The sequence below is a fragment of the Rhizobium skierniewicense Ch11 genome, from assembly GCF_023757665.1.
GTDB lineage: Bacteria > Pseudomonadota > Alphaproteobacteria > Rhizobiales > Rhizobiaceae > Agrobacterium > Agrobacterium skierniewicense.
Genome location: NZ_RXPG01000030.1, coordinates 596371 through 614595, shown reverse-complemented (window position 1 = coordinate 614595; position 18225 = coordinate 596371). Strand labels below are relative to the sequence as shown.

At 53.3% G+C, this 18225-nt stretch carries 12 protein-coding genes and 3 pseudogenes; 10 read left to right on the top strand and 5 right to left on the bottom strand.

The window, feature by feature from the left end; genetic code table 11:
* Positions 1–233: 233 nt before the first annotated feature.
* Together EKM04_RS22620 and EKM04_RS23115 are read right to left on the bottom strand one after the other, a co-directional pair.
* The gene (locus EKM04_RS22620) at positions 234–851 is read right to left on the bottom strand and encodes a HEPN domain-containing protein (RefSeq protein ID WP_327786286.1); all 618 of its coding nucleotides are present in this window, start codon (positions 849–851) and stop codon (positions 234–236) included.
* A gap of 65 nt (positions 852–916) precedes the next feature.
* On the bottom strand, positions 917–1138 hold the full coding sequence (locus EKM04_RS23115) for a hypothetical protein (protein WP_327786285.1): 222 nt from the start codon (positions 1136–1138) through the stop codon (positions 917–919).
* Positions 1139–1479: 341 nt separating this feature from the next.
* On the opposite strand from EKM04_RS23115, the pseudogene EKM04_RS22615 reads away from it, so the two are divergent.
* Positions 1480–1719: pseudogene (locus tag EKM04_RS22615) on the top strand (BrnA antitoxin family protein).
* Between the two features lie 24 nt (positions 1720–1743).
* Here EKM04_RS22615 and EKM04_RS22610 read toward each other — a convergent pair.
* Positions 1744–2052: a hypothetical protein gene (locus EKM04_RS22610; protein ID WP_183893737.1), complete on the bottom strand. Its 309-nt coding sequence runs from the start codon at positions 2050–2052 to the stop codon at positions 1744–1746.
* 429 nt (positions 2053–2481) lie between these two features.
* Here EKM04_RS22610 and EKM04_RS22605 point away from each other — a divergent pair, with 429 nt between their 5' ends.
* A complete protein-coding gene (locus tag EKM04_RS22605; RefSeq protein ID WP_183893735.1) occupies positions 2482–4389 on the top strand; it encodes a HAMP domain-containing methyl-accepting chemotaxis protein in 1908 nt (635 codons plus the stop codon).
* Positions 4390–4813: 424 nt separating this feature from the next.
* On the top strand, positions 4814–5221 hold the full coding sequence (locus EKM04_RS23110) for a winged helix-turn-helix domain-containing protein (RefSeq protein WP_183893733.1): 408 nt from the start codon (positions 4814–4816) through the stop codon (positions 5219–5221).
* Positions 5222–5769: 548 nt separating this feature from the next.
* Here the strand turns inward: EKM04_RS23110 and EKM04_RS22600 are convergent.
* Positions 5770–7734 (bottom strand): HAMP domain-containing methyl-accepting chemotaxis protein, encoded by a 1965-nt coding sequence (locus EKM04_RS22600; protein ID WP_183893731.1) that lies wholly within the window; start codon positions 7732–7734, stop codon positions 5770–5772.
* 560 nt (positions 7735–8294) lie between these two features.
* On the opposite strand from EKM04_RS22600, the pseudogene EKM04_RS22595 reads away from it, so the two are divergent.
* Positions 8295–8958, top strand: a pseudogene (locus tag EKM04_RS22595) (transposase); the annotation flags it as partial.
* Positions 8959–9040: 82 nt separating this feature from the next.
* Here the strand turns inward: EKM04_RS22595 and EKM04_RS22590 are convergent.
* Positions 9041–10003 (bottom strand): glycosyltransferase family 2 protein, encoded by a 963-nt coding sequence (locus EKM04_RS22590; RefSeq protein ID WP_183893729.1) that lies wholly within the window; start codon positions 10001–10003, stop codon positions 9041–9043.
* 572 nt (positions 10004–10575) lie between these two features.
* Between EKM04_RS22590 and EKM04_RS22585 the strand changes: the two genes are divergently transcribed.
* The 6 genes and pseudogenes from EKM04_RS22585 (at position 10576) to EKM04_RS22565 (ending at position 18205) form a co-directional block, all read left to right on the top strand.
* Positions 10576–11697 (top strand): glycosyltransferase, encoded by a 1122-nt coding sequence (locus tag EKM04_RS22585; RefSeq protein WP_183893727.1) that lies wholly within the window; start codon positions 10576–10578, stop codon positions 11695–11697.
* A gap of 206 nt (positions 11698–11903) precedes the next feature.
* A complete protein-coding gene (locus EKM04_RS22580) occupies positions 11904–12722 on the top strand; it encodes an ABC transporter permease (RefSeq protein WP_174155357.1) in 819 nt (272 codons plus the stop codon).
* Positions 12712–14118: an ABC transporter ATP-binding protein gene (locus EKM04_RS22575; protein WP_183893725.1), complete on the top strand. Its 1407-nt coding sequence runs from the start codon at positions 12712–12714 to the stop codon at positions 14116–14118. Before EKM04_RS22580 ends, EKM04_RS22575 begins: the two co-directional genes overlap by 11 nt.
* A 217-nt stretch (positions 14119–14335) precedes the next feature.
* Positions 14336–15202, top strand: coding sequence for a class I SAM-dependent methyltransferase (locus tag EKM04_RS22570; protein ID WP_183893723.1), 867 nt, complete (start codon positions 14336–14338; stop codon positions 15200–15202).
* 9 nt (positions 15203–15211) lie between these two features.
* Positions 15212–15562 (top strand): annotated as a pseudogene (locus EKM04_RS23105) (glycosyltransferase); the annotation flags it as partial.
* Between the two features lie 132 nt (positions 15563–15694).
* Entirely contained in the window at positions 15695–18205 is a 2511-nt protein-coding gene (locus EKM04_RS22565; RefSeq protein ID WP_234910849.1) for a glycosyltransferase, read from the top strand.
* The last annotated feature ends 20 nt before the right edge of the window (positions 18206–18225 follow it).

Genomic DNA, 18225 nt, shown 5'->3' with positions numbered 1-18225 from the left:
ACTTGACCTTCAAAACACGGCTGGCCTGGATGAAATCGGACGACGAAGGCTGGTCGGTCATAGGGGAACCCGGGTGATTGTAAAATATCAATCGACTATCAAAATGCGACCATAATGCAATCAATCAGTGTGTCAACAGCAGAAAATTCATCAATTTGTGCAACCATATCCAGCTGATACGTCTTTGACGCCGACAATGATTGATCGGATGAGGAGGCCGCGATACGTGCCGCTCAGACTGGAACCTTCAGGGCCTTTTCACAGACAGCCAGCACCGCGTCCTGCAACAGCTTGACGCGCTCTGTCAGCCACGCCAGTTCCTCGTCGGTGATGTCGTAGGCGGGTGAGTATCTAGCATCAACATAGGCACGCTCCAGACGGCTGAAGCAGCGTTTGGCAAATTTGGTATCGTCTGGCCAGATCGTGCTGAGTTCCGGGGCAATTTGTTCTGCATGTGAGCGCAGGAATGTCAGCTTGTGGGATTTTGGGCTGTAGAGCGATTTGACAAGTAGGATGCAGTGATAAAGCGCCTCAGATGATTGGTGCAGGAGGAACACCGCCTGTTTGCCGTGGCCGCCAGCGTAGGCCTGTTGAGTAAGTTCAAGAAACGCGCTGGCGCTTGGAAACCAATGATCAAAATGTTTCTGCGCCTCGGCGCGCACCTCGTCTGGCGCCAGATTTTTCGGTGAGGCCAGAGGATGGCCGGGGGCATCGTAAAGCGGGATGCCATCTCGGGCGATATCCACGAAAAACGGCCATCCCCGTGCCAGCAGCGAGTTGACCTCTTCATACGAATGCACAATGAAATTCACTGGCGCGGAAAGATGTCCGGCGATATCGAATGCCTGCACGAAGCGTGCGGCGGCCCTTTCCCAGGCCTCGTATCTTTCGGCAAACTGTTCATGATTGACGACGATCAGCAGGCGTAATCCGAGAGATAGCCGCTTTTGCGATCTTCCACCCAGTTGCCGCGCGCATAGGAGCCGAACAGGATGAGCTTCAGGATGCGTCCGCGCTTGGCCTTTTCCGAGAGCTTGGTTTTCAGGGACTCGTCAAATTCCTCGAAAATGATCTGCGCGACACGGTGCAACTCGCGTCGCTTCTTTTCGGGCAGATGGCTCAGACGCTCCATGTCCATGTCTCAATCCTTGCAACTCCTGAAAGGTGAGAGGGAAAACGCTCACCCGCCCCGACCGCTTGTCTGCCTTAGCAGAATAATCCCGGTTTCGGGAAGGGCCGTTTCATGGTCTTGGGTCGTGCGGCGCAAACAGGCTCTGCTGCGGGTGTGGCGAGTCACGCCGGTATTGAAGTTAGTGTGTGCCAGGAGATCTAAAACTTCAATCCAACCACTTCAGTTTCCCTCTTGACCTTATAAAAACAACCAACTTGCCGAGAAGCATCCACCAGCCGATACTAGCAACAACGCGACCGCCAGTGACTCGCTTGCTAGCCCCCTCACCAATCATTAGAAAGAACCCAATGGCACCCCGCAGACCGCTAAACCCACGAGACGCAGCCGAAGCCTTGTTTTCTGCGACAAAGAAGCGCGCAGCACCAGCGGTGGAAAAACGGGCTATTCCCGGGACGAAGTAACTGGTCAGCTTGAAGATTGACAGCGATGTTCTCGCGTATTTTCAAGACGATGGCCCCGGCTGGCAGGAGCGGATGAATGATGTTCTGCGGGCCACTATGGTGGCTGAAGACGACAAGGAGGCTTGAGGCGGCGGCACGTCGTTTCTGGTTTTAGACGACGGATACCTTTGTGCCGCTATCCAGGACGATGTGCAGATCCCGGATCATTCCAGCGGCTTGCAAAAACGTTTCCCGTAGCTGGGCATCATCAGCCAAGTCCCGTTCTGCCGCTGATACGGTTGTCTTGATATCTGCAAGGATATCGTGGCCGGGGCCTTTGGGTATGCCTGCGGCTTCGCGCAGATCTTCTATCGTAGCCACGGCGCGCTGCAGCATGTGGCGCTTATGGGACGCATCCAGGCGCGCCAGGCGCTTAGCATCTCGAACAAGTTCACCAATGATATCTGTCGTCGGGCTCATGCCTCACGAAAATGCCAGCCGCGGCTGATACGTCAACCGTGGGTGGGGCGGAAATTCGCGATGACTTTCATTTCATTTGGCATGTGATCGAAACGCTCGGCGAGGAATGAAAGCATCGCCCACTCCGAAATGCAGGCGTGCGGCGCTTTCTTCGTCGTTGTGACGGAAATCGACGTCTTTGAAGGCCGAAACAAGGTCTTCAGCAAACAGCGCAAGTGTGCTGTTTATGCTTGGTAGTATAGCGCTGCACCAAAGGCTACGGTTGTTGGACCCGCCGTTTCTATGACCCGTCTTTTCTGGAATTTCTATCGCGACACCCTGGCGCGAACATTGCATCATAATAATGTAAAACGACATCACCAAATATTAAATAATGGTCGCTAGGATTCTTGAAGTTTAACATTTGCCGACTAGCCAAAGGCCTCAAACATGTCACTTCGTATTCCAGCTCGCCTGATGATCATGGCGGCCTCAGCTCTCATTCTTATTATTGGGCTTGGCGTAATGAGCTACAGCCAGATGTCTAAAGTTTACACGGCAGCTTCAGACACCAAACAAGTCTGGATGCCACGTGTTGTTAAGCTGGATAATGTACAGTTTACTCTACTTCGTTACCACACCACGACCATTCGGACAGCTATTGCAGTGGATCCAGCGGAGATTAAAGGTCTCAACGACGAATTCGCCGAGATGAATGCGAGCATTCCCAAGGCCTATGCGGATCTGCGCGAGACTTTGACATCCGATGCCGAGCGCAAAAGCTGGGCGACATTCGAGCAGAAATGGGCGGCCTACCTGCAAGCGCGTCAGAAGATTGCCGACGCCGTGCAGGCCGGAGACAAGGCAGGCGCTGTTGCCGCCATCGCGCCCGCAAGACAGCCGCTGGTGGATGCCTTTGGCGCGCTTGGCGAAGTGATCAGGCTGAATGATGCCGGTGCCGCTGCATCTGCTACGGCGGCAGACGCCGCCTATTCGCGCTCATCTCTCATTGCTGGAGGTTTCATCGCAATCAGCATCGTGATTTTGGGAAGTCTGGCCGTCTGGATTATTCTCGGCGTTTCGCGGCCTATCACGCATCTCTCGCGCGTTATGCTCTCGATTGCTGGCGGCAAGCTTGATGTTGCGGTTCCCGATGCCAACCGCAAGGACGAAATTGGCGAGATGGCCGGCGCCGTTGAAATCATGCGTCAATCCGCGATTTCCAAGATTGAAATCGAAAGGAATGCGGAAGAAGCCCGCATTGCGGCGCGCAACAACGAGGCGGACGTTCAGCAGCGCGCCGAGCAGGAAGCCGAGCAGCGTCTGGCCACTGCGACCGGTTCTCTGGCCACCGCACTGCGCCGCCTGGCAACCTGCGACCTGACCTGTGAAATCAACGAGGCGTTTGATCGCCAGTTCGAGCCTCTGCGCCACGACTTCAACAGCTCCGTTCAACAACTTCGCAGCGTGCTGGTATCCGTCGGTACAGTGGGTCTAGGTGTTGCCAATGGCAGCGGCGAGATATCCCAGGCCTCGGATGATCTCTCAAAGCGTACGGAACAGCAGGCTGCATCTCTGGAAGAAACAGCGGCAGCGCTGGAAGAGATTACCTCCAACGTTCAGGCCACGTCGAAGCGTTCAACAGAAGCGAGAACGCTGGTGCGGACGGCCCGTCAGCATGCTGAAAGCTCCAGCATCGTTGTCAGCAATGCCGTAGCGGCCATGGAGCGTATCGAGCACTCTGCACAGCAGATCACGCAGATCATCAGCGTGATCGACGAAATCGCGTTTCAGACCAACCTGCTTGCGCTCAATGCCGGTGTTGAAGCCGCACGCGCTGGCGAGGCGGGCAAGGGCTTTGCGGTTGTTGCGCAGGAAGTGCGCGAGCTTGCACAGCGCTCTGCAAAAGCGGCCAAGGAAATCAAAGGCCTGATCAGCAATTCAGGTGTGGCGGTGACCGAAGGCGTGAAGCTTGTTGGCGATACGGGTGAAGGCTTGCAGCAGATTGCCCGCATCGTTGAAGACATCAACCAGCACATGGATGCCATTACCGTGGCTGCGCAGGAGCAGGCAACCGGTCTCTCCGAAGTCAACACAGCCGTGAACCACATGGACCAGGCAACCCAGCAGAATGCGGCCATGGTTGAAGAGATGAACGCGGCGAGCGTCGGTCTTGCCGATGAAAGCCAGCAGCTGGCCCAGCTGATCGCTCGCTTCCAGACTGGTTCAGAGAACGCGTCTCCGGCGGCCAGCCAGAGACGACCAGCGCCCGCGCCGCAGCGCCAGGCGAAAGCAGCTTCAATGCCCGTCAGCCGCGGCAATCTGGCCATGAAGCCGGAGCAGTGGGACGAGTTTTAGGCCGTCGTGACAGTCAGGATTCCAAAACTGGGTCATCGATGTTTCAAAGGCAATGATGGTTCGCTATGCGGTCGTCGATGACAGTGAAGCGATATGAGCTGAACGAGGCGCACTGGTTGTGGATTGCAGCTCTTGTGCCCGGTAAAGCAGGTGATCCGGGTCGCACAGGGCCGGATAGCCAGGTCTTCGCAAACTGAATCTCTGTCGCAAACTGGCGGTTTGCGATGGGCGCAGCGCTTTGATCGCAGAACTCCGGACGGCCCGAGACTGGGCCCCGCGTTTTAACGCACGCGGTCTCCAAGCGCTGACCAATGGCCAAGCGCTCGGGGAGCCGTCGCGGTTAAACGATCAGCAGCTGGCGGCTTGGCACAGGTGTTCGAGTGCGGGCCGAACCTCTACCTCGACGCTGCTGTCGGTGGCGTCCATGTGGTCTGGTGGTAATGGTTTATGGGAAGAGTTTCGGCTAACAGTAAGCGAACAGACGCTGAGCCGTCACGTCCGGGCCATCAGCTACAGGAAACCGGTCCCACGACCAAGACATCGCGCGCAGGACCCGCAAGCCATCGATGAAACTGAAAAAGTTTCCCCGCCGCTGTGGCAGAAATTGTCGCGGGAGCTGCGCGAGGGAAACGAAGAGAAATTTGGTTTCAGAATGAGGCTCGGATCGGTCAGAAAAACACGATCACGCACCGTGGGATCATGCCCGGAACGCGCCCTTGGCCCCCTCCCGGAAATTAAAGTCCCAGATCGGTCGACATCTTCGGAGCAATCTGCCCGAAGCTCGGCAAGGCGGCGGCGCTGGTCTGGCCATGGTGCGACACCGATGCAATGACCGCGCATCTGGTCGAAATCGCCCGTGATGTCGGCGGAGATGCGCTCGCTATCCACATGATGGATCAGGCTGGATGACACATGTCCAACACGCTCGTCTTGGCCGAAAACATCATAGACCTGCCATTACCGCCGAAGAGACCGGCGCTGAACCCGCTTGAAAATCTCTTGCACTTCATAGGCGAAGGCTGGCTATGACGCGCCGCGTCTTCAAATCCCACGACGGTATCAGTCGATCACGACTGCGATGCCTGGCGGAAACTCGAAAGTCAGGCATGGCGTCTTATGTCGATCGGACGCCGAGAATGGGCGCATGGATTCTGTTCAGTCAGACGCCGTATTAGACACCCAAACCACAGGCTGGCGGGTCCGTCCATTTCGCTGTCGGCGAAATGACCGACATCATCATTCGATCCACGTGGTCGTCACCCAGCAACACCCTCTAGCTTTGGAACCTGACACTTGTCGTATCCCGATCAGAGACCCCGCGCAAAAAAGCCGAGACAGGCGTCATAGCGCTGCTCGGCTTCAGATGGCGGCAGAACCCCGTCAAAAATCTTCCCAGCCAGCGCTCGAAAGAGCCGCATTGCCTTGGAAAGAGTGATGCAGCTTGGCTGACAGTTGACGCGCTGGCGACGGTGCAGGGCGTGGCGGGGCGGGAGCGCCATTGGCCGGAGGCCATCTGTTGCCGCTTGGTGCAACTTTCGTTCCGATGCTGAACTGGGCGAGTAGCCGGAACAGCGCCTCTGCCTCGGAGGCGAGATTATGGGCCGCTGCCGTGGATTGCTCAACCATCGCGGCATTCTGTTGGGTGCCTTGATCCATGGTGTTAACAGAGGTGTTGATCTCCTTGAGACCAGTCGCCTGCTCCCTCGATGCTTCGACGATTGCACTGACATTACCATCGACCTGCTGAACTTGGACAACCATCTCCTGCAAGGCCGTGCCGGTCTCGCCGACGAGAGATACGCCACTTTTGACATGGTGATTTGAGGTGTTGATCAGTTCTTTGATCTCTTTCGCAGCTTTCGCAGATCGCTGTGCGAGTTCACGAACTTCCTGAGCCACAACGGCAAAGCCCTTTCCAGCCTCACCTGCTCGCGCCGCTTCGACGCCGGCGTTGAGTGCGAGCAGGTTGGTCTGAAAAGCGATCTCGTCGATCACACCGATGATGTTACCGATCTCAGTTGCTGAAGCCTCGATTTTGCTCATGGCATCAACGGCGCTCTGCACAACACGACCGGAATGTTCCGCGTTTTCCTTCGTCTGGCGAACCAATTTTCCAGCCTCCTGCGCCCTGCTGCTAGAATCGGAGACAGTTGTCGTGATTTCTTCCAGTGCCGCTGCTGTTTCCTCGATGGAGGCCGCCTGGTTTTCTGTCCGCTTGGCCAGATCATCTGAAGCGGAGCGAATTTCCTGCGCTCCAGACGCGATCGCGCTCGCGTTCTCGGACACTTTCTGCATGGCGATGCGCAGTTTCTCCACGGCCAGATTAAAATCTGTACGCAATTGCTCCAGTGAGGGGATAAAGGGTGTGGCAATGTGTCCTGTAAGATCACCGTTGGCCAACCCCTGAAGCGCTTCAGCAAGTTGGCAGACAGCAGTATCGGTCTGCTCGGCCAGAACGCCCCGTTCCGAAGCTTCCGCTTCCAGTCGTCGACGTTCTTCGGCAGACCGCATCGCTTCACGATCAGCATCCGCATGTGTCTTCGCGGCAATTGCCTCTCGCAAAGCAGAGACGGCGCGTGCAAGCATGCCGATCTCATCTTTGCGGTTTTCCAGATCGTGATCGCCCTTCATGGTGCCTTCCGCCATGGATTTCAAAGAATCCTGAAGCTTTATCAACGGGGCAACGATGGAACGCGCGGTAAATGCGGCTGCGACAACAGCGAGAAGGGCTGCAATGGCAAGGGCCGTCAACTCAAGAGACTGAAACCCGTTCGTCGCCGCGCGCACCTCGGCACCGATCTCCTTGTTCAGTGCCTCCTGATAGTCGATGAACTTATTGATCGCTCCGAGCCAGGATACGAATGCTGGACGCGCTTGCTCAAGCAAAACCTTGCGGGCCTCTTCTGTAGCACCTTTCTCCTGGAAAGAAATGACGTCTGCTACAAGCGGATTTGTCTTGGCTTGAATGGCTCCGATTTCATCCAGAATCGCACGCTCTTGGGCAGTTGCGCCATCCGGCGACGAAACCATTGCCGTCATCTTTTTTTCGTTTTCGGCGTAAGTGGAGGCAAGCTTCCCAATCAGATCGATTGCGGCCTTTCTTTCTTCAGGAGAGGCCACAATAGTCACGTCTCTCACCGCAATAGCACGATCGTGAACGCTTCCGCGATAGTTGATCGCATAGCGTTGTTTTACGCTGTTGACATCGTTGATCACGCCGAGATTGTTATTGATCTGCGAGACCTGATGCGTTGAATATAATGTCAAGCCGGCCATCAAAATAAGCAGGAACCCAAATCCTGCGGTTAGCCGCCCTACAATTCCTGATAGTTTCACCTTCGTCATCTGCTCTATTATCCCCTCGGTGATTCTGAGCTGCACTACAATTTCAGTACGCCCCTCCCCTGAAGAGAGCGTTATTTGCTAATATTAAAGTAACTGACTTAATTTTTATTGAATATAAAAATCTGAATCTAAATATCTATTTTTACAATTTCTATTAATTTCTATAATTTTAAATTTTATATTTGCACTATTTAAAGTTGTTTATTCATTTGTGTATTTATAAAATAACGAAATTAATATGACGGTTTTTGAATTAAAATGAATATTTATTATTGTAATTCTGCATCCACGTAGGGATATATTATGTATTATCATTTTTTATACAAATCTCATATCAAAATAAAAAAGAATAAATTACATAGATTACAGCACTTACACATGCCTAAACCTTATCAAATCTCAGGAATCCGGTTAATCTGCCGCCTCGCTGATTGTCTGTCCGAGAATGCCTGCGATTGCGCGGGGTTGAGTGCAGGACCACGATCTGATGCGGAGCAAGAGGTGACACGGGATATCTGCACAGGGGGGATAAGTCGAGTTTCTGGCTGACTTCGGCTTAGATGCCGCCAGCAGGAGAGACCATGACAAGACGACCGCGCCGGAACCAAGGCCCGGCTTTCAAGGCAAGGTTGGCGCTCGCCGCCATTCGAGGCGAGCAGACGCTGGTGGAATGATACCAGCAGTTTGACGTGCACGCCAACCAGATCAAACAAAGAAAAGACCAGCTCCTTGAGGGGGCGACAGGCGTTTTTGGTGATGAAGCGAAGGCGGAACTGGCGGGTCCAACCGTCGATGTAAAAACACTGCACGCCAAAATCGGGACGTCCACGCTGGCAAACTATTTTTTTAGCCTGAGCGCTTGGCAAGGCGGGCTTGCTGAGCGGAAAAAATGATCGTCCGCGGGCACAAGCTGTCTGTCGAAGGCAAGCCAAGCTTCTCGGCTTCTGCCTTCGCAGCGTCTATTACCTACCGCGTCCGGTGTCAGAGGGCGATCTGGCCTTGATGCGGCGGATCGATGAAATGCATCTCGATTACCCGTTCGCCGAAAGTCAGATGTTGCAAGGGCTTTTGAGGGGAGAAGGGCTGGAGACTGGGCGGCTTCATATCGGCACGCTGATGAGGAAGACGAGCATCATTGAGATCTACCACCGCCCGAGCACATCCAAACCATCGCATGGGCACAAAACCTATCCCTATCTTCCGCGAAAGTTTCATATGCGACGCCGACCAGAATGGCATCCACCCCATGAGTTCAGGCCGGTTTGAAGGTTTCAGATCAATGTTTGTGGATGTCATTATCCATATGTCACCTTTCGCGGAGACGACTAGCTAGACGCAACCCTCGCCTAGCAGCACGCATGAAAATACCTGGAGTAGGCGTCTCCTCGTATTTCTCCGCCTGCTCCGGCCGCCTTGGCATGCCTCCGGCATCGACCGGCAGGTTGTCCATCATGTCTTGCTGTATAGCTCTCCAAGCATTTTCAACAGAATAAATAGCCCGCGCGGAAAAGTCTTCTGGACGAGTTTGCATCTCTTTGAGTGTCGCGTCGAAGTGGTAGCAGAGCGTTCCATAAGTGAGGGGCTTACCACTTCGTCTCTCAATCATCACTCGGATTTCTTCAATCCTTTTCAGGCTACCCGTCGCAGTAAGGGTCTCACCCCACTCACGCGTGGAAGACAGAGAATCGTCCAGCGCCACAGGCTGCCCTTGCTCAGCTAGGCGAATAAAGAGTTCCCAGTCGAAAGACCAGCGTAACGCGGTATTGAGCCCACCGATCTGTCGCAACACCTTACCGTTCATGAACGTAGAGGGCTGAAGAATATAATCGGTGCCCTCGATGAGTGCTCGGTGGTCGTAGAGGATGGGATGATCATTGAACGGTGATTTGAAGTTCCCAGCTTCGTCCACGCGCTCGCCGTTGCCAAACCAGAATGGAGCGTCGGGTTCGCAGCGCCACGCCTCTGCAATTTTCTCAAAGGCTCCGGCTGCGTAATAATCGTCAGCATTTATCCACGCAACGATATCACCAGTAGCCATGGCGAGGCCCTTGTTAATTGCGTCTGCGGCGCCGCTGTCAGGTTCGCTAACATAAGCCGTCAGCTGGGACCTGCTTTCTGTTAATATCTGAAGGGTCTCGTCCTGAGAGCCACCATCAATGACGAAGTGTTCCAAATCCGGCCAATTTTGGATCTGCACAGAGGCAAGACACTGCTTCAGAAATCGCCCCTGATTAAGAGACGGTGTGATAATCGAAAATTTGGGCGGCACGTCATCATCCTCTTTACGCTCAGATAGCAGTCAAATCCGCCGGATGTCGAGCGCTGGTTTAATATCCTAAGAACCAAGAAAAATTGAAATATGTCCGGCGTCCGCAAAAATGGTATTCTCGAAGGCTGTGACCGATTGCGATTGACGCACGTTTGAAACCCGCTCTCAAAACCGGATGGCATCACGCCACCCACCCCCGCAAAAGCTGCCGAAATTATTCGTCAAATGAGTAACCGTTTTCACTGCTCCAATGCATCGGCCATTTTCTTTTAAGGCCCCAGCTTGATGGCCTACTCAATCCCGGTATCGCGCGCGGACAGCGGACGAACAGATGCTACACTCACAGATAGATCAAAATCCTATGCGCAATTTTCTGAGTCCTACTTCGTATTGCCTTCTCGAAGACGGTGAGCCCTTTTAAGCAATGCTTTTAGGAAGCCGAATTCACGACACAAATGCGAGGAAATAGTTGTGTTATCGAATGTTGCGGATAAAAGCGTCGGTCATAGCGCCAAAAAATTAGTCGTTTTTGCCCTCCGGCATTGGTTCCCCTCCTGCTACGGCTTTACAGCATGAAAATTTTGCATTTCTTCAAAACATATTGGCCTGACACGTTCGGTGGTGTTGAGCGGACTATCGCCGCTATCTGTGAGGGGGTCGAAACCCATGGGATCAGGTCCGAGGTGCTCTCTCTTAGCGCGCAGCCAAAGGAAAACTCGCGTCCTTTTGGTGGACATTACGCGCACAAGGCCAAGCTTGATTTCGAGTTTGCCTCGACAGGTTTTTCTCGTTCCGCGTTTAGCCGATTTCGAGAACTCAGCCGCGAAGTCGATGTAGTTCACTTTCACTTTCCCTGGCCATTGATGGACGTCATACACCTTTCAAGTTTTCATCGAATGCCTTCTGTCGTCACCTACCACTCGGACGTGGTTAAGCAGAAAACATTATTACGTCTCTACGAACCCCTCATGTTTCGCTTCCTCGGCAGCACGACCAGCATCGTCGCCACATCGCCGAATTATGTGAATTCAAGTGCTACTCTCCAGAAATTCCGCTCTAAAGTCGAGGTCATTCCACTTGGACTTGACGAAGCCAGCTACCCGGCAGTTGGCCAGCAAAATAGAGAGAGATGGAGATCCAAACTCCCTCCCCGCTTCCTCGTCTTCATTGGTGTCTTCCGTTATTACAAGGGACTTCACGTGCTGATGGATGCTGCGGAAAAGACCGGTATTCCTGTCGTACTCATCGGCGGTGGCCAGACGGATGATTTTCAAGAGGAAGCGAAGCGGCGTGGCCTCCAAAACATGCATTTTCTCGGAAACCTGACGGACGAAGACAAGATGGCGGTCCTTGATCTGAGCCTTGGTCTCGTTTTTCCATCTCATCTCCGATCGGAAGCATTCGGTCTTTCTCTGGTTGAGGCAGCCATGAGCGGTAAGCCGATGATATCTTGTGAAATTGGCACGGGAACCAGCTACGTCAATCTCGATGGATGCACGGGCCTTGTCGTTCCTCCAGAAAACAGCGACTCTTTGGCTGTCGCCATGAGGCGTTTGTTCAACGACGACGACTTAGTGCAAAGCTTTGGGCGAAACGCTCGTCAACGCTATCTGGACAACTTCACGGCAGAGAAAATGGCAGCCGCTTATGCTGATCTATATCGGCGGATCGCCGACACGGGGAACCGTGCTTGATCAATCTGGGATCTTGCAAATATCGGCAGATGAGCGTCGGGGATGAGTGGGCTGGTCCAACCATGAGCGTTTGGCAAGGGCTTGTCTTTGCCAGGCTGAACAGCTATTAGCCGCATATTAGAGGGGTGCACGGCTAAAATAGTCAGGTGTAAACCGGCTACCTGGGCACCCAGGCGTTTAACCACAGCGATGGAATTTCGTACTATATGAAAAATCATTCGGTCGACCCGACCGCTGTTGTTAAAACACTCATCCACAACAGAGGTCTGCTTTGGGAACTGACGAAACGTGATTTCGTATCCCGATACAAGGGGTCCGTCTTCGGGCTCGCATGGTCCCTTTTCAACCCATTGCTTATGCTTGCAATCTACACTTTTGTTTTTAGTGTCGCGTTCAAAGCCAGATGGGGCGCGGGCAATGACAGCCAGGTAAACTTTGCCATCGTTCTTTTCTCCGGCCTCATCGTACACGCGCTTTTCGCCGAGTGCCTGATGCGGGCTCCAACCATAATCGCCGCGAACGCAAACTACGTCAAGAAAGTCGTATTCCCGTTGGAAATACTGCCTCTTATGACCATGGGATCTGCGCTTGGGAATTTCATTGTCAGCCTTGTCGTTTTAATGTTCTTTTGTTTGATTTCCGGGACGTTCATCCATCCCGCAGGTCTTCTTTTGCCCATCATCCTGCTGCCGTTACTTCTGATGACCCTAGGCCTGAGCTGGTTTCTCGCCTCGCTTGGCGTCTATCTCCGCGATTTCGCGCAGGTCATCGGCATGCTCACCACGGTTGCGCTGTTTCTAGCGCCGGTTTTCTACCCTATCAGCGCGCTTCCACCTGCCTATCAGTCGTTGCTGACCTTAAACCCGATCACGCTTCCGGTGCTTCAAGTTAGGGACGCGTTGCTTTGGGGAGCGCCTCTGAACTGGGTCGCCTGGGCCATGAGCCTTCTCGTGAGCCTCGCCGTCTTTTATCTAGGCTTCGCTTGGTTTCAGAAGACAAGACGGGGATTTGCAGATGTCCTCTAACGAGCCAGTTATCGATGTGCGCGGCGTCGGGAAGCGCTACGACATATACAACAACCCACGCGACCGCCTGAAGCAATTGGTCATGCCGAAACTGACCAACCTTTTTGGTCGCTCAGGCCCGGCGCCCACCTACCACCGTGAGTTTTGGGCGCTACACGATATCTCATTCCAGGTTCGCCCTGGAGAAACCTTGGGCATCATCGGACGAAACGGTGGCGGCAAAAGCACGTTGCTGCAAATCTTGGCCGGTACATTGGCCCCTACCCTCGGCGATCTGACGGTCAAGGGGCGCGTCGCCGCCCTTCTCGAACTGGGAAGTGGATTCAATCCCGATTTTACAGGACGCGAAAACGTCCTTCTGAACGCCCGCATCTTGGGGCTCAGTAGCGAGCAGATCGACGCAAGCTACGACGAAATCGTCGCTTTTGCCGATATCGGCGATTTTATCGACCAGCCGGTGAAAACCTATTCAAGTGGGATGTTTGTCCGCCTCGCATTCGCGGTGCAGGCTCACATCAACGCATCCATCGTCATCATCGATGAAGCTCTGGCAGTAGGCGACGTATTTTTTCGTCAGAAGTGCTATGCGCGCCTTGAGGAAATTCGTTCGTCCGGCGCTGCCGTCCTCCTCGTCTCACATGCGATGACTGACATCGAGCAGTTCTGTGACCGGGCGATTTTGCTCGATCATGGCAGAATGAATTTCTTGGGTGATGCCGCTGAAGCAGCAAAGCGATATTATCAGTTGCATCAAACAGGACAATCGTTCTCAACAACATCTTATGTAAATAAATCAGAAGCTACCCACGCTGATCAGTCGGATTGCGAAGAGATAAAAAGCGGCGAATTTACCTCGCTCCGTTCGGCAGAAACCATTACGCAAGTCGGAAACGGCAGCGCGGAGTGTTTGGGATTTTCAGTGTACGATACTCAGGGCGCGCCCTGTCACCACTTTTCGCAGGGACAAGTGGCGGTCTTTGTCTCGGAATTTCGCATACTAAAAGATATCGGCATGGCTACCTGCGGTGTCGTCCTACATAATGAACGTGGTATAACTGTTCACGGAAAAGGCTCGATTGAGCATGGAGTTGGAACAGGTGGCAGCCTCAAAGCCGGAAATATTGTACGCTGTAAACAAGAAATTTCTTTAAATTTACAATTGGGTGAATACACGTTCGAGATCGGTTTGGGATCCATTGATCCGGATATCTTCAGCCGGATGTCGGAAATGACACACGAAGCTATCGATGCAAGTGTAATCCATCTTTGTGTGTTGCCTAATGCTGGATCACTTTCAATAGGCTGGGCTTCAAATCGTAGCGGTTCGGCACTAAGCCATCACGGCATCGCAGATTTGCCTGGTAGTATCGAATTTTCATTTCCTGACCTTCGCTAACATGGAGTTGAGATGTCTGTTAATGTTAGAGGAATGCTAGATAAAAGATCAAACATGCTACAGCATTAGAAACGCGTAATAGGAAGAGAGCTTCAAAGCAATGAATAATAGGAAGTGTTGGTGCGGCAGCGTAGACCACCGGGAGTTCAGTGCAGAGTATGTTCGTTGCGCAAGCTGCGGTACCCTCATATCGGCAGTCGGTTTATCAGATGATGAGTTGAAAGTTACAGACGATGAAGCAGATTTCTACGGAAAGAAATACTGGCTTGAACACCAGAACAAGGATCTCGGATTTCCGAACATTTTTCAGAGAGCAAAGCTAGATTTGACCGATCGAAATCTGCATTGGCTCAGAACCCTTCTGAAATACAAGGCGCCACCTTCTAAAGTTCTGGAACTGGGTTGTTCCCACGGAAGCTTTGTCGCGCTTCTCCGCCAAGCCGGCTACGAAGCCTCCGGAATGGAGATGAGTCCTTGGGTCGTTGAGTATGCACAGGAAACCTTCGACATTCCTGTGCTGGTTGGACCTATAGAGAATATTGAACTCGAAGCGGGGACATTTGACGCGGTCGCGTTGATGGACGTTTTGGAGCATTTGCCTTTCCCGAAGGATACTTTGACGATTGCACTGGACATGTTGAAGCCGGACGGCCTGATAATGATCCAAATGCCGAATTTTCCCGGCGTTACGACGTTTGAGGAACTTCAAACTGCGCACCCTTCCTTCTTGGGCATGCTTCTTCCCGACGAACACATCTACCTATACTCGCAAAATGCGGCGCAAAGACTGTTTCAAGAGCTTGGTGCCGAGCATCTTATTTTTGAAAAACCCTTCTTCACTGAGCATGACATGTTCTTCGTTGTCAGCAGGCAACCGATCGAGATGATCTCGAAGGAAGATGCTGAAAAATCGATCGAGACGCCAAAAGGACGTTTCGTTCAAGCACTTCTCGATCAGGACAAGCAGATAAAGAGCATTGAAGAGCACGTGAAAATCATAGATGAAGATCGCGCGGCTAGACTCGATCAGATTCAGGCTTTGACAAAAATGATCCACGATCTGCAGGCTGCAGCAGGAAAATAAAAAACCGAGATGACCTTTAGTAATCCGACACCAAGAATTTCTATAGTGACGCCGTCTCTGAATCAGGGACGCTTCCTTCAGGAGTGCATCGATTCCGTCCGGTCCCAGAACTGGCCTGATATCGAGCATTTCATCATAGATGGTGGTTCCAGCGACAATACCCTGGAGGTCGTTCGTCAAAACGAGGATTGGCTGACAGGATATGTCAGCGAGCCCGACAAAGGCGCTGCGGACGCGATCAATAAGGGTCTTTCCAGATGCACAGGTGACATTATTGCTTGGCTGAATGCGGACGATTTCTATCTGCCCGGCGCCTTTGAACACATTGTGGAAGCCTACCGCGTTTCACCCCAGGCAAGCTTCTGGTTCGGCAATGGGATCAGGACGGATGAGGGAGGTAACAAGACCGCCGATTTCATCGACGGACCGGTCCTTTACAACGAGGACGCTCTCCTGGGCGGTCTGGACTATATACTCCAGCCGTCGACATTCATGAACGCGACATACCTACGCCGACTAGGCCGGCTAAATCAGAGCCTGCGCTGGAGCTTTGACTGGGACCTCTGGATCCGGCTGGCGAAACTATCAACGCCGCATCCCGTTGAAGCATCCCTTGCGGCGTCACGCGAGTGGGGCGACACGTTGACGGCAACCGGAGGGTTCCGAAGGGCAGAAGAGCTTCGTCTATTGGCGGAACGTCATACCGGTCGCCCCATGACACCAGGCGCACTCTGCTATTGGCTAGACAATATGCATCGTACGACGCAGTCGAGCGAGTTGTTCAGCGATCAAACCCAGAGTGCACTGCTCAACTTTTGGAACGAAGTTCAGGCCGATATGCAGCGTCTCGGCGTGAATGCCGCCGGAAGTCCTGTGCCATCTGCTGCTTCTGCCGATGAGGAAAAGACGCCCGACAACGCTAAAATTACAATCAAGCAAAGGATTGTTATCGCGGTCGATCTATATCCTCTCATTGCCGGTGTTTCTGGTGGAATCGTCCCATGGGTTCATGGCGTTCTTCGCGAGATGGTTCGTCTTTTTCCCAACGACAAGATCGTCTTCTTTCATCGGCCAGGATTGCCTCCTTTGGCAATCAAGGGTCCAAATGTTGATTATATCCGCCTAGATGAGCATCCGGCTCTATTCTATGCGGAGATGTCGGAGCACTGCGCGAATCTGGGTGTCGATGCAATCCTACGGACATATCCTCAGGAGGCTCATCCTGAATTCCCGCTTCAACGGCAGGTCTTCGTCATCCCAGACATTCAGCACGAATATTTCCCTGATTTTTTCCCGAGGGATGTGCTGGCTAGTCGTCGTCGTGCGTTTGCTGACGCTTTGTCCCGAGGGGGCGCAATCGCAACGATGACGGATCATTCCCGCCATACGATGGTCAGCAACGCCTGGACCATGACAGATGACGTGTTCCTCATGCCTGCGGCCCTTCCCGAGGAACTCCAGGAAACACCGACCGAAGACGATTTGCCGTCAGAAGCTAAAGCCTTTGAGCGCTTCTTCTACATGCCGGCGAACCTATGGCCACACAAGAACCACAGGCGCCTTTTCGAAGCATTCAAACTTGCGTTGCCTGACCTACCGCCGAAGACAGGTCTTGTTCTCACTGGCAATCCTGACGGTCTTCAGGACAGTCTGAAGGGCTTCGAGGACCTTCCAATTGTCCATCTGGGTTTTCTACCGCACAGACAGGTAACAGCACTTTTTGCCAAAGCGACAGCGCTGGTCTACTTCTCTCTCTTCGAAGGCTTCGGCATGCCGTTGCTGGAGGCTTTCCATCACGGAACACCCGTTCTTTGCAGCAACACCACATCACTCCCTGAAGTCGGCGGCGATGCAGTCCTAGCATGTGATCCCACAGACATCGCAGCAATGGCAAATCTGATGCGACGCATCACGACCGAGGAAGGCTTGAGGGCCAGCCTCTCTGATAAAGCAAAGCTACGCGTCGCAGCCTATGACTGGGTCAAGCCTGCTCAGTCTCTACGTGACGCCTTACTGCGTGTTTCGAAGAACCCTCTTGAATACGCTCGGAAAGAGCCCCTGGTCAGCATCGTCATGCCGACGCGAAATCATGGCCATTTCATCCGCGAGTCGATCGATAGCGTGCTGAACCAAGGCTACAAAAATGTCGAACTCCTGGTCATGGATGGCGCCTCGACGGATGATACCGTGGAAGTCCTCAAAAGCTACGGCGACCGGATAAAATGGGTGTCGGAACGCGACAAAGGACAGGCCGATGCCATCAATAAAGGCATGGAGCGTGTGGGTGGAGAAATTCTTGCCTACTTGAATTCCGACGACATCCTGTTGCCCGGTGCGTTGGAAGCTGCCGTGCAATTCTTCAATGAGCACCCGGAATGCGACATGGTGTATGGCAATGCCGACTATATCGACGCCCAGGGTGCAATTATCGGCACATATAACAGTGCGCCCTACTCTTTCGAGCGCTTGATGCATGATTGCTGCGTGTGCCAACCCGCATCGTTTTGGCGCAAACGGATTGTCGACCGGATTGGGCCTTTTGATGTGTCGATGCAGACAGCCATGGATTACGAATACTGGCTTCGCATGGCCACATCCGGCGCAATTATTCTACACTCAGATCACAAATTCGCGCAATCTCGCCTCCACGAAGACGCCAAGACGCTTGCGATGCGCGGGGTTATCTACCGGGAAGTGTTCGAGATCTGTGCGAGACACGGTGGATATGTCAGCCTCAGCTATTATTTCGGTTTTTGGGCTTACCGGTTATATGAAACATGGCCTGGGGGGAGCCGACTGCGACGCACGCTCCCGAATATTCATAGAATTCCCGCAACGTTGGGTTTCCTAGGTCAGGCAGGATCAATCGGAAGAGACAGGGCAAGGCTGAGATACGTTGCGCGGGGGATGTTTCGCGTCGTGGATCGCCGATTGCCTTGGGCAGGCAGTTTGATCCGCAAAGCTTGGTTTCGCTCAGCGAGCCTACGCAGGCGTTTTCGATGAGTAAGGTCAGCAAAATCATC